At 41.6% G+C, this 13,027-nt stretch carries 11 protein-coding genes; 4 read left to right on the top strand and 7 right to left on the bottom strand.

Annotation, left to right across the window (positions count from 1 at the left end; genetic code table 11):
* The first annotated feature begins 10 nt into the window (after nt 1–10).
* Entirely contained in the window at nt 11–1,879 is a 1,869-nt protein-coding gene (gene yidC / locus GUA46_RS16645; protein ID WP_176621422.1) for a membrane protein insertase YidC, read from the top strand.
* A 270-nt stretch (nt 1,880–2,149) separates the two neighbouring features.
* On the opposite strand, the gene GUA46_RS16640 is transcribed toward yidC, so the two are convergent.
* A complete protein-coding gene (locus GUA46_RS16640) occupies nt 2,150–4,018 on the bottom strand; it encodes a fasciclin domain-containing protein (RefSeq protein ID WP_176621421.1) in 1,869 nt (622 codons plus the stop codon).
* A 204-nt stretch (nt 4,019–4,222) separates the two neighbouring features.
* On the opposite strand from GUA46_RS16640, the gene mnmA reads away from it, so the two are divergent.
* The 3 genes from mnmA to GUA46_RS16625 are packed head-to-tail and all read left to right on the top strand — an operon-like array spanning nt 4,223 to nt 6,929.
* Nucleotides 4,223–5,413, top strand: a complete 1,191-nt coding sequence (mnmA, locus tag GUA46_RS16635) for a tRNA 2-thiouridine(34) synthase MnmA (RefSeq protein ID WP_176621420.1) — start codon at nt 4,223–4,225, stop codon at nt 5,411–5,413.
* A 53-nt stretch (nt 5,414–5,466) separates the two neighbouring features.
* Entirely contained in the window at nt 5,467–6,408 is a 942-nt protein-coding gene (locus tag GUA46_RS16630) for an NAD(P)H-dependent flavin oxidoreductase (RefSeq protein ID WP_176621419.1), read from the top strand.
* Nucleotides 6,409–6,455: 47 nt separating this feature from the next.
* Nucleotides 6,456–6,929 (top strand): YfiM family lipoprotein, encoded by a 474-nt coding sequence (locus tag GUA46_RS16625; protein WP_176621418.1) that lies wholly within the window; start codon nt 6,456–6,458, stop codon nt 6,927–6,929.
* Here the strand turns inward: GUA46_RS16625 and GUA46_RS16620 are convergent.
* From GUA46_RS16620 to GUA46_RS16595, 6 genes are read right to left on the bottom strand one after another with little or no spacing between them, the layout of a single operon-like run.
* On the bottom strand, nt 6,922–8,253 hold the full coding sequence (locus tag GUA46_RS16620) for a DUF58 domain-containing protein (RefSeq protein ID WP_176621417.1): 1,332 nt from the start codon (nt 8,251–8,253) through the stop codon (nt 6,922–6,924). The two genes, GUA46_RS16625 and GUA46_RS16620, sit on opposite strands and share 8 nt — an antisense overlap.
* Nucleotides 8,254–8,255: 2 nt before the next feature.
* Nucleotides 8,256–9,239: an AAA family ATPase gene (locus GUA46_RS16615; protein WP_176621416.1), complete on the bottom strand. Its 984-nt coding sequence runs from the start codon at nt 9,237–9,239 to the stop codon at nt 8,256–8,258.
* On the bottom strand, nt 9,229–10,446 hold the full coding sequence (locus GUA46_RS16610; protein ID WP_176621415.1) for a DUF4350 domain-containing protein: 1,218 nt from the start codon (nt 10,444–10,446) through the stop codon (nt 9,229–9,231). The genes GUA46_RS16615 and GUA46_RS16610 overlap by 11 nt, the downstream gene beginning before the upstream one ends.
* The gene (locus GUA46_RS16605; protein WP_176621414.1) at nt 10,439–11,170 is read right to left on the bottom strand and encodes a DUF4129 domain-containing protein; all 732 of its coding nucleotides are present in this window, start codon (nt 11,168–11,170) and stop codon (nt 10,439–10,441) included. Before GUA46_RS16605 ends, GUA46_RS16610 begins: the two co-directional genes overlap by 8 nt.
* Nucleotides 11,171–12,061, bottom strand: a complete 891-nt coding sequence (locus tag GUA46_RS16600) for a hypothetical protein (protein ID WP_176621413.1) — start codon at nt 12,059–12,061, stop codon at nt 11,171–11,173.
* Nucleotides 12,045–13,016 (bottom strand): stage II sporulation protein M, encoded by a 972-nt coding sequence (locus GUA46_RS16595; protein WP_108244984.1) that lies wholly within the window; start codon nt 13,014–13,016, stop codon nt 12,045–12,047. The genes GUA46_RS16600 and GUA46_RS16595 overlap by 17 nt, the downstream gene beginning before the upstream one ends.
* Between the last annotated feature and the right edge of the window lie 11 nt (nt 13,017–13,027).

Genomic DNA, 13,027 nt, shown 5'->3' with positions numbered 1-13,027 from the left:
AATAATATTCATGGAAGAAAAGAAGCTGGATATTAAATCCATTATTGGATTTGTACTGATTTTTGGGATACTCATTTTTATGTTTTTCCAAAATCAGCCAACGCCAGAAGAGCTTGAAGCTCAAAAAGCAGAACAAGCACGAATAGAAGCTGAGGCAGCCAAGAAGGAACAAGAGGTCAAAACGGCTCCTGTTAAAGAAGCAACGACCGTCGACCTTAACGATTCCACTGCTGTTGCCAACTACAAAAATACAGTTGGGGCCTTTGGATTTACCCAAACTTCAGATGGGACCACCATTTTGGAGAATGAGGTGCTATATTTAGAAGTTGCCAATAAAGGGGGGCAGATAGTAGAGGCAAAAATGAAAGAATTTGTCACCTATGATTCCATTCCCGTTTATTTGGTGAAGGATGGAAATGCCAACTTTGCATTGAACTTTACCACATCGGATAACCGAGTATTGAGCACGGCCGATTTATATTTTGAGCCATCCCTAACCCAAAGCGGTGATAATAAGGTGCTATCCATGAAGGCAAAAGTTGCCAACGGCAAATTTTTGGAGTACCGCTACGAGATGAAGCCCAATGAATATTTGGTGGATTTTACCATGCGCTCCCAAGGTTTGAACGGGGTTTTTAACACCAGCAAACCTGTTACTTTGGAGTGGGACCTTAAAGGAATCCGACATAACAAGAGCGTACAGTACGAAAATAGATATACCCGTTTAACGTATAACCATGATGATGGTGATATCAGTAAACTTTCGGAGAGCAGTGATTTTGACGAAGAGACCGAGGAGGATGTAAAATGGCTATCGTACCGTCAGCATTTCTTTAGCTCCATTCTGGCAACCGACAACCATTTTAAAACTGCAGATTTAACTTCTACCAATTTGGTAGAGGAAGAAAGCAAAGAGCTACGTTTTACCAAAGAATATAGCACAAGGGCGCCTTTGGAATTCCAGGGGGGTGAAATATCGCAGAACATGCACTGGTATTACGGGCCTACGGACGTAAAAGTACTGGATGATTACAAGGATTTGGGATTGGCCGACTCCATTCCATTTGGATGGGGGATTTTCGGGTGGATAAACAGATACGTATTTACACCGTTCTACACCTTCTTAAGTTCGTTCTTGCCTTATGGAATTGCCATTGTGATTATGACCATTTTAGTACGATTGGCATTGTCGCCGGTGACCTACAAATCCTATTTGTCGCAGGCCAAGATGAAGGTGTTGAAACCTGAGATTTCGGAAATCAACGAAAAGTACAAGGACAACGCCATGAAAAAGCAGCAGGAGACCATGAAGGTCTACAATAAAGCAGGTGTAAGCCCTATGAGTGGATGTGTTCCCGCTTTATTGCAGTTGCCTATTTTCTATTCCCTGTTCATGTTTTTTCCAACGTCGTTTGCGTTGCGCCAGAAACCTTTTTTATGGGCCGAGGATCTATCATCTTATGACACCATTTTTGAATTGCCGTTCACCATACCATTTTATGGAGACCACGTTTCCCTGTTTCCGATTTTGGCATCCATTGCCATTTTCTTCTACATGCAGATGACCACTGGTCAGAGTATGCAAATGCAGCAGCAGCCCGGTATGCCGAACATGAAGTTCATTATGTATCTATCGCCTATTATGATGTTGTTCTTCTTCAACAACTATGCGAGTGGGTTGAGTTTATATTATTTTATCTCCAACTTGATTACCATCTTTATTATGTTGGCCATCAAGAACTACATTCTGGATGAAGAAAAGATTCATGCACAGATACAGGAGAACAAGAAAAAGCCTAAAAAAGAGAACAAGTTCCAGCGTAAGATGCGCGAAATGATGGAACAGGCCGAAGAGCAAAAGAAATCAGGAAGAAGATAACCTGAAAGTAGCTTTTGGCATAAAAAAGAACTCCCCCAAGGTTGCCTTGGGGGAGTTACCATTTACAGGTATAGTTTGGAAAGATTTGGGACTCCAAAGATGCGGCATTACCTAGACTGAAAAAATTAATAGTTGTAAAACAGTCGCTTTTTGTTGGTAAATATTCTGATGTTGATGTGTCATCGATAAACGGTAACCTGTATACGATAAAAAGCCCCCTCAATTAATTTTGAGGGGGCTTTTAAACACTATCTATCAATCAAAAATCAGTTAGTTTGATGTATCCGGTATAAGTACGGTATCCACTACATGAATAACACCATTGATGGCTTGTACATCCACGGCATCTATACCAATGCCTGTGTTTCCAGCACCATCAGTAATGTCTGCTATATTGTCTCCAGTACCTGGCAAGTTTATGGTAATCATATCACCTTCCAAAGTTGTTGCCGTAGCGCCGTCGCTGAGGTCGCCTGAGCGAACATTGGCTCCTGCCACTACATGATGCTGAAGTATCGGGGTCAAGTCAGCTTCACCAGGAATACTTGCAAGAGCAGCAAACGCATCATTTGTGGGTGCGAACACGGTAAATGGATCGCTACCCGCACCATCTTGAGCGGACAATACACTTACAAAATCAGTACTTGGCGTCAATTCAGTCAATGCTTGTACCAAAGTAGAGAAGGTAGGGTCGGCTGTAGCAAAGGTCACCACAGTAGGCAGGTCGATTACTGCATCTACAGTGTGAATAACCCCATTGCTGGCTACAATATCTGCCATTACCACATTGCTGGTTCCATTTAAGGTTACACCATCATCAGTATTAATGTAAAGGCTTAAATTTTCGTCCACATCAAATTCTGCCGCCGTAGTTACATACGAATTGGTTAAATCAGAGGAGAACGCTGCAGCTCCCACCACAACGTGGTTGGATAAAATTGCATTGATATCATTGGAATTTGGATTAGTAAATGCACTGAATGCATCATTTCCTGGTGCAAATACGGTGAAAAGCTCCTCTTCATCGGATAGCAAATCGGTGAATGTGGTATTTCCGCCATCTGTCAAAGCAGCGACTAAAGACGAAAGCCCTGGGTTGGCAACCGCATGGTTCACAATGTTAGGGATATCTATTACGGCATCCACCACATGAACAATACCGTTCAAAGCTTTAACATCCGGAGTTACAACAGAAGATACGCCGTTAAAGGTAACACCATCCGAAGTATCAAAGAACAAACTTACCATTTGGTCTCCAGCTCCTGTGGCCATAGTACTTGTATAACCAGAACCAAGCCCGGTCAAATCTTCCGAGGAAATTTCACCGCTAATAACGTGGTTAAGCAATACGTTGGTCAAAACGTCAACAGGGATGTCATCCAAAGCTGCGCCATCGAGGAATGTCTCGAATGCTTCGTCCGTGGGAGCCAATACGGTAAATGGTCCATCACCACGCAACACGGTTGGTAAATCTCCGTCGGCTGCGGTTAGTGCGGCCACCAAGTTTTGTAGATTTTCATTTCCCATGGCCAAATCTGTAATGGGAACAAGGATAATGTCGGCCAATTCGTCCAAAATGGCTTGAGGTAATAGCACCTTATCTATTACGTGAACCACCCCGTTGGAAACCTCGATGTCGGCATCAACCACTTGGGCAGGAACATCGGTAGCATCTTGAATAAATACATCACCATCGATTACCACTTGTAAGGAAGAACTTTGAAGAGTAGTAAGACTCATACCATCGGTTAAATCTGTGGAAAATGCAGCATCGGCCACTACGTGATAAGTAAGAATTACAGCAAGTAAATCTTGCAATTGTTGTGAACTAAAGTCATCGAGCGAATCAAAACCATCCAATTGGGCAAGCAAATCGTTGAATGCTTCGTTGGTCGGGGCAAATACGGTAAATGGTCCTTCACCACTAAGAGCTGTGATCAAATCGTTGTTGGCACTTTCATCTGCCTTTTGAAGCGCAGCAACCAAAGTACTTAATTCAGAAGTTGCTTGGGCTGCCTCTACAATATTGGCATCCTCTTCCATTGGTGGTGTTGGGCCGTTGTCGTCATTGGAGCAAGAGGTCACACCAATAAATAAGAGCAATAATGTCAGTCGGCTTAAGTGTTTTAGAGTTTTCATGTTGTTTAAAGATGTTTGTTTAACAATTTAAAAATAACATTAAACAAAATAAAAACAACAATGTTTAACATTTTCACTAAAAACTTTAACAAAAATTATGGTCTTGACATTGTGTGGGTTATAATTACCGTTTATACGCTTTAAGACAGATTTACAATTTTTAATGAATGTCAATTTGTATTTTTGTAGCCTTAATCAAATGCAATGAAAAAGGTTGTTGTTGGACTTTCGGGAGGAGTGGATTCGAGCGTGGCCGCTTACTTGCTCAAAGAACAGGGATATGATGTGATTGGTCTTTTCATGAAGAATTGGCATGATGATTCCGTTACCATATCCGAAGAATGTCCTTGGCTGGAAGACAGTAACGATGCTTTGATAGTTGCTGAAAAGTTGGGCATTCCTTTTCAGACTGTGGATTTGAGTGTAGAGTACAAAGAGCGTATAGTGGATTACATGTTCAATGAATATGAAAGAGGAAGGACTCCCAATCCGGACGTGCTGTGCAATCGTGAGATAAAATTTGATGTTTTCATGAAAATAGCACTGCAATTGGGTGCGGATTATGTAGCAACCGGTCATTACTGTAGAAAGGGAACCATCCAAAATGAAGATGGAACTGAAACCTACCAGTTGTTGTCTGGTAAGGACCCCAATAAGGACCAGAGCTATTTCCTTTGTCAATTATCGCAAGAACAATTATCCAAAACCTTATTCCCGATTGGAGAATTATTAAAGCCGGAAGTACGAAAGATTGCAGCTGAAAATAATTTGATCACTGCGGATAAAAAAGATTCCCAGGGTTTGTGTTTTATAGGAAAAGTACATTTACCAGAGTTCCTGCAACAAAAATTAAAGCCCAAAAAGGGGGTTATTGTGGAAGTCCCAAGCAATGCTTCTCAATTTTCTATGGTGATTCCAGAGTTTCAAAGTGAAAGGGAGAAACTTGCTTTTCGTGCAGAGAAACCAGTTTACAACGAATCGGATGGAAAGGTTGTGGGAGAACATCAGGGTGCGCACTATTTTACCATTGGACAGCGCAAAGGCCTAAATGTTGGCGGAACCAAGGAACCATTGTTCGTTATCGATACCGATGTGGACAAGAACATTATCTATACCGGTCAGGGAAAAGCACACCCTGGTCTGCTTAGAAATACATTGTTCATTAAAGAGGACGAACTCCATTGGGTACGCCCTGATTTAGCCTTGAAGGTAGATGAAACCATTGAGGTGATGGCACGTATTCGGTACCGACAGCCCTTGCAACCCGCAACCCTTTATAAAGTAGAGAATGGTCTGTTCGTTGATTTCAAGGACAAGCAATCCGCTATAACCGAAGGTCAGTTTGCGGCTTGGTACCTTGATGACGAACTGGTAGGCTCTGGGGTAATATCCTAAAGGAATTCCTTATTTATTTTCATTATTTTGGTGGAAACTAGAATCAAATTTCCATGCAGAATAAAATCACACGACTTTTCGGAATCGAACACCCCATCATTCAAGCAGGTATGGTATGGGCCAGTGGTTGGCGTTTGGCTTCAGCGGTTTCCAATGCAGGTGGATTGGGATTGTTGGGTGCGGGCAGCATGTATCCCGAGGTGCTGGAGGAGCATATCATCAAATGTAAAAAAGCAACCAGTAAGCCTTTTGGGGTGAATGTCCCCATGTTATATCCCGACATTGAAAAATTGATGGATATTATTGTAAAACACGAGGTGAAGATTGTATTCACATCCGCAGGAAACCCTAAAACCTGGACTTCATTTCTTCAAGGAAAAGGGATGACCGTCGTACATGTCGTCAGTAGCGTAAAGTTTGCCTTAAAAGCCCAAGAAGCTGGAGTGGATGCCGTTGTGGCAGAAGGTTTTGAAGCAGGTGGTCATAACGGCCGTGACGAAACTACGACCATGGTATTGATTCCATCCGTAAAGGAAAAAATTGATATCCCATTAATTGCCGCGGGTGGTATTGCCACGGGAAGAGCCATGTTGGCTGCCATGGTACTGGGTGCGGATGGTGTTCAGATAGGTAGCAGGTTCGTCGCCTCACCAGAAGCTTCTTCCCATGAATTGTTCAAAAAATGGGTGGTGGATGCCAAAGAGGGCGATACCCAGTTAACACTAAAGGAACTTGCTCCCGTACGATTGCTCAAAAACAAATTCTTCGACGACATTCAAAAGGCTTATGCTAGCGGAGCGACAAAAGAAGAATTGATCAAACTACTGGGAAGAGCAAGGGCAAAAAAAGGCATGTTCGAAGGTGATATGGAAGAAGGTGAACTGGAAATCGGACAAGTTTCCGGTTTGATTCATAACATAACTCCGGCAGCAGAAATTGTTCGTGAATTGATGGAAGAGTATCATCGGGCAAAAACTGAAATGCAAGAGTATTAGGTGGTTAGCAAAATTTTGAGAAACTTTTAATATATTTAGCCTGCGCAATGAGAACACTTATCCCCACACTACTCTTTCTTTTGCTCGCTTATAATTGCCATGCGCAAATAGGGCGGGACAAAGTGCTTCATTTTGTTGGCGGGAGTCTTTTTGGTCTTGCCGGGGCAGGAATTGCAAAGCATGCAACCGAGGGGAACCGGGTTTGGACCTTCGTTGGTGCCGTTACAGGAAGCGCCATAGCGGGTGTGGCAAAAGAAGCGATTGATGCCGGACAGCAGGACAATGGATGGGACAATGAAGACTTGGCAGCTACCATTCTAGGCGGTATTACTGTAGGTATCGCAATAGATTTATTTTCCAAGAAAGATAGCAACGGACGTTTGCGAGGTCGATATTCGACATTTAATTTCAACAAGAAACAATACCCAGCCCTACGAACATCAAAATTGGTGGTTTTGGATGGCGTGCCTCCATCCTTAAATACTTTGGGACTTTCCAACTACGAGCTTACCGCTAAATAATTCCCCTAGCTTTTATCTCCAAATACTTGTTGATCGTATTGACGGTCAGTGCTTCCGGCTTCGTCAAAATGGTCTGTATGCCATATTTTTGGAGTTCCTTTTGCATCAGTTTTTTCTCCAATGAAAACTTTTCGGCAATCGTTTTATGGTAAATGGATTGTAAATCCTCGGCATCCGTTGTAATCAAGGATTCCAATTCTGTGTTCTCAAAGAAAATAACGACCAACACATGTTTTTTTGCCATTGCCAAAATAAAGGGCAATTGTCGTTTAAGGCCCGATATATGCTCAAAATTGGTATAGAGCAATAAAAGACTGCGCTGGTTTACTTTTCGTTTCACGTGGGCGTACAACAGTCCAAAGTCCGAATCGGAATAGTCTGTTGATATATTGTACAGACTCTCCATTATGGTGTTCAAGTGCGTTATTTTTTGAACAGCAGGAACAAAAGTCTCAATCTTTTTGGAGAAGGTCAATAATCCCGTTTTGTCGTTTCTTTTGAGGGCGACATTGGAAAACGCCAAGGCGGAGTTAATGGCATAGTCCAATAAGCTCAATCCGTCAAACGGCATTTTCATTACCCTACCCGTATCAATGATAGAGTAAATAGGTTGGGATTTTTCATCTTGATATTGGTTTACCATTAATTGGCTCCTTTTTGCCGTAGCTTTCCAGTTAATGGTCCTAACATCATCCCCCTTAATATATTCCTTGATCTGTTCAAACTCCTGGGTATGACCGATACGTCTTATTTTTTTGAGTCCAAATTCTGTTAGCCGATTGCTCGTTGCCAAAAAATCATACTGCTGCATTTGTATGATGGACGGGTAAACGGGAACCATCTGGTCCTTTTGAAAGGTATATTTTCTTTTGATGATACGAATTGGCGAAGAAGCAAAAACAATCAAGTTGCCAAAAACATATTCTCCACGCTCTACGGGACGAACCGAGTATTCAAAAAAGTGGGGTTCTCCTTTTTGCAAATGGGTCTTATGTTCAAAATCCCTTTTTTGGAATTGGACGGGCAATTCGTCAATTACGGATGCCTCCGCTTTAAATGGGTAATTGGAACTTAGATGTACGGATAATATGTTTTCGTCGCTGTTTGAAAGTTTTTTTGGTGGATTCCGATGTGCTTTTATACCCATTTTGGTAGCATACATTAAATAGAGGTCCAGAAAGAAAAGCGCCAATAACACATAAACCAATAACCAAGCGATGGGGTACAGGTTCGGTACCCAATACGAAATTACAAAGCATGCGGACAGTACGGCAATGTACCGAAAGAAGGTATTGTGTATGTACAGTGACCGAAGAAATTTCATGCTTATCTGGGGATTTCAACGGATTCCATGATCATGGTGACCACATTTTCGGTGGTCATACCCTCCATTTCGCGCTCAGGTGTTAAAATGACTCTGTGGTTAAGTACCGGGACCAGAGCTTTTTTTACATCTTCGGGAATTACAAAATCCCTTCCGGAAATCGCAGCAAAAGCTTTGGCCGCTGTCAACGTTGCTATGGATGCCCTCGGTGAGGCGCCTAAATATAAATGCGGGTGATTTCGGGTCTGTGTGATGATGTTTGCGATATAATCCAGTATTTTTTGTTCCACCACCACTTCATGAATATTCTTTTTGAACTCTGCCAGTTTTTTTGGGGTCAGTACCGCTTTTATTTGATCTTGTGGTTTTTCACCTTTCCGTTCGTGATGGTTCTGTAGAATGATCACCTCTTCCTCGACAGAGGGGTAATCCACCTTAATTTTAAACAGGAAACGATCCAATTGAGCTTCCGGCAGGGCGTAAGTGCCTTCTTGCTCAATGGGATTTTGGGTGGCCAAGACCATAAATGGCTCTCCCATTTTGTAAGTGGTGCCGTCCACGGTGGCTTGTCTTTCTTCCATGGTCTCAAAAAGTGCGGACTGTGTTTTGGCAGGAGCTCGGTTGATTTCATCAATCAAGATGATATTGGAAAATATGGGTCCTTTTTTAAATTCAAACTCGGTTGTTTTGGAATTGAAGACGGAAGTACCCAAAATATCACTTGGCATAAGGTCCGGGGTAAATTGGATACGGTTGAACTCCGTTTTCAACGTTTTGGCAAAGAGTTTGGCAGTCACTGTTTTTGCAATCCCGGGTACGCCTTCTATCAAGGCATGCCCATCGGCCAAAATGGAAATGATCAATAGTTCTATAAAATCCTTTTGCCCCACAATTATGGTGGACAGTTCTTTTTTTACCTGTTCCACGGTGTCCCTTAATTCTTCCAAAGGAACCCTGCTATCAAAGTTCAAGTCATTATTTTCCATCAACGTTTGCTTTAAATGCTTCTATTTTTTTATTGAGATTTTTCAGTTCTTCTTGGGAGACCTGTTGTTTTTCCCTGAGTTTGATGATCATCCCTATTAAATTTTTCACCTCTTCCAATGTAGAGTTGCTACGCAGGGCCAAGTTTCTTATAAATTTTTCATCCTCCAAATCTTGTGTTGCAACCTGCAGTTTAGACCTGAGATATTCCAAAAAATAATCAATTTTATGCTTGGTGATAAGGGGCAGTTCCTTTTTTTCAAAATACATGTCCGCTATGGTGCGGGTGAATGCCAAGGTCTGATTTTGTACTGGATGCACCACCGGAATGGCCCTTTGCTTTCGCTTTCCTTCAAAAATAATGTAAACGATTGCCCCGATGAGAATGAGGTAGTAGGCCCATTTGAATTCATCCGTATTCAGGAACAAATACATGGGCGAGGTGTAAAACGATTTGCCGGATTTATGGAAATTATCCATGTAAATGGTGTGGTTACGGTCCAAATAGGATAACAGTCCCGCCGTGTATTCATTATTATCGTCCTTCAATATGAAATAGTTGGTAAAAGCTTTTGGGAAGCTGGAGAGAATAATTTCTCCATTACCGAAGGGCTGTTTTATGGTATTGGCATGTTTTGTTACGGTTCCCGTACTATCCGCATTGGTATACACTTGACCGAGAATCGTTGTCCGAAGGGTATCCAACCTGTCGAAGCTCGGAGTGTAATAATCTTTGGTGAACTTGACCTTTTGGTTTTTGAAAGCTGGATTGACGAGTTCAAAATAGAAAATAGGTTCCAATTGGCCGTCATTGTAAACAAAGCGCTGTCCTAAATTTAGGGTGTCCAATAATTTTGTCTCAAAAGAACTTGATGCTACAAATAGTTGGTTCCCTTGATTGACCCATTCCAAGATTGTATTGAGTTCTGCTTCTTCAAAAGAAACGTTTTCGTTCACAAAAAAATAGGCGCCTTTGATGGAGTCGGTACGGCTCAGGAATTCAAAAGGTGGTTTCTGGATTTGCTGGACTGCATCTGGAAAATGTTTTTCCATTACATCGTTCAGTACATAAGTCCCATAAGGTATTTTGTGGTGGGATACATAAGACGGAAACCAGTTGATTTTTTTTGGCTTGTTGTATTCCAAGGCGAACATGGCCGCCAAGGTCAAAATACCTATTGATATGTATATCCATCCTTTTCTAGACATCTGCTATCGATTTTTTTAAGGATGAAAATATAAGTTCGGCCTTTTGGTAGCGCTCAAGGTTCAGCTCAAATTCCCCGTACCAAACGTAATCGTACAGTAGGGTGGCTTTTACGAAATCATTTTTAAAGGAACTATCGGATAGCTCGGCCATGTAGTCATCGTTCGTCTTCTGTTGTTGCCAATCTATCAATTCCCGTTCCGACAGCAATTGAAGGATGAAGAGATAGTAATATCGAATAGCCAATCTATAGTTTTCGTCGGCCAGAGCCTGTTTTATCAATTCCTGAATGTCCTCGTTCTTAATAATGTGTTCTTCCTCGGAGAGGGTCACCACATTTGGATTTTTCTTGTTCTTGCCCATGCCCAGAATACTGGATTTTACAAAAAACCGAATCACCAGATACAGAAACAATGTAAGTAACAGATAGGGCAATATTTTTAAAAAGACAGCTAAGTAGCCTTCCGCATTACCTACACCAAATATCCATTCGAAAAAACGACGAAGAATATTGTAAAACCAATTGACGATATCCGTCCACCAACCGTTTTCGGTTTTTACTTCTTCGTAGTTGAAGTCGCTATCATTTCTGTAAGAGTCCAGTTCTTCCGAACTCAGCTCGATAGGTTGTAGGTCCGATTCATCATACTTGACCACGGAATCGTTCTGGGCAAAAATGATTGTCCACGATAACAGTAGGTATGATAAAATCAGTTTTTTGAACATTTATTCCTCCGAGGATTTTCCTAAATTTTCGATACGTTCAAAGGTCCCGGTAAAATTTTTCTTTTCGTTAAGATTGAAGAAAATCAACGAGGTGGCCACTAAAAAGATAATGTTCATCAGAAACTGCACCAGTGTGCTCAATATGTTTAGAAGTAAATAGATGGGGTCATTGAACACATTGAAGTTTTCGGCATCCATTTCACCCGAAAACACCCCCATTTTTATCCAACTGTATATAATGGTAGGTAAGCTAAAGGCATAAGATGCGATGGCTACAATTATATAGATAACAAATAGGGTGGCGAAGGTAATCCACCAATTTTCTTTGATCAAGGTGAAACTGTATTGGTAAGATTCCATAGTATCCTTTTTAAGAAAAACCAGAATGGCAAAGGAAACCGATAAGGGAACAGCCAAATAAATGCCAGGGATTAAACAGAACATTGCTCCGATAAATACGGACAACCCCACAATAATGCCCAGGCCTATCAAAGACCAAAAGGAACCGTAAACACCACTTCGTATTTCATCATAATTTGTAGAACCCCTATGGGAAATGTATGATTTTATATAATGTAACACAGTGCCCTGAGCCAATACGTATGCAGCTATCGAGCTCAAGAGCAGAGCAACCACGGCCAAAACCATAATCAATGGGGAATATGTGGAAACGGTGGTGTTTCCAATGGCGGTAAGATTAAAGATATCGCCAATGGTGTACATATAGAACCCCATAGAAACCAGCATGACCACTATATATGGACCTACGATTTTTAGGATGGTTCCCAAAAAGGGTTTGAACTCGTTTCGGATAAAAACAAAAGAATCGGAGAGGATTTCTCCCAATTCACGCTGTTTTTTAAACTCGATATAGTTATTCGGTGTCTGCATGTGTGGTTTTTCTATGGATTTGGTATGGATAAATGATATAATAAAAAACGATTAGGGATAGCGAGGTCAGAATGATAAAAATGGCAAGCCAGTCGGGCATTTCGGTATGTCTTGTAACAAAACCCTCCAAAAAGCCGGCAATGATAAAAAAAGGGACCGTGCTCACCATTATTTTTAGTCCGTTTTTGACTCCTCTTTTAAAAGATTCCAAACGGGTGTACGTACCTGGGAATAGAATACCATTGGCCAGTACCAGCCCTGCACAACCAGCGATGATGATTACCGAAATCTCTATAGTGCCATGAATCCAGATGGTCCTTGCGGATTCCCATAGCAGCCCTTTTTCATAAAAAAAGTACTGAAAACTACCCAGCATAATACCGTTCTGCAACATGATATAAAGTGTTCCCACACCCAAAAAAATACCAAAAGCAAAGGCATAAATGGCCACTTTGATATTGTTTATGGTGATGCCCAAAAACATATTAAAGGCACCTTGCTCTTTATATACCGCCATTGGGTCGCCTTTTTCAATATTTTCCAAGGTCATATTAACATAACCATTGCCCAAAATGGAACGGACGAAGTCACCTTCATTGGCCGAGGAGAAGGCTCCCACGATAACAAAAAAGGAGAACACTAGAAAGGAAATCAATAATTCGCGGTGATGGTCTTTGAACATGGTAGGGAACTCCGTTTTCCAAAAATGGACAATACGGTTTCTTGATTCCCGTTTGGTCTTATATATTTTTTGGTGCGCTTGGGAGGCAAGCGTGTTCAAGTAAATTTGGGTGTTGCTGCCAGGATAGAAGGTCTTTGCGTAACTTAGGTGGTCGGTAATCTCAATGTACAGATCCGAAAGCTCATCTGGATGAAGTTGGCCCTTATTGATCAGGGCATTTTCAAAAGCGGCCCATTTATCCTTATTTTGCCTTACAAAAGCGGCCTCGCGCATTCAATTAATGG

Origin of the sequence: Flagellimonas chongwuensis, from assembly GCF_013376415.1 — a bacterium.
Taxonomy (GTDB): domain Bacteria; phylum Bacteroidota; class Bacteroidia; order Flavobacteriales; family Flavobacteriaceae; genus Flagellimonas; species Flagellimonas chongwuensis.
The sequence above is the reverse complement of the archived record's forward strand: the minus strand, read 5'-3'. Positions and strand labels throughout refer to the sequence as shown.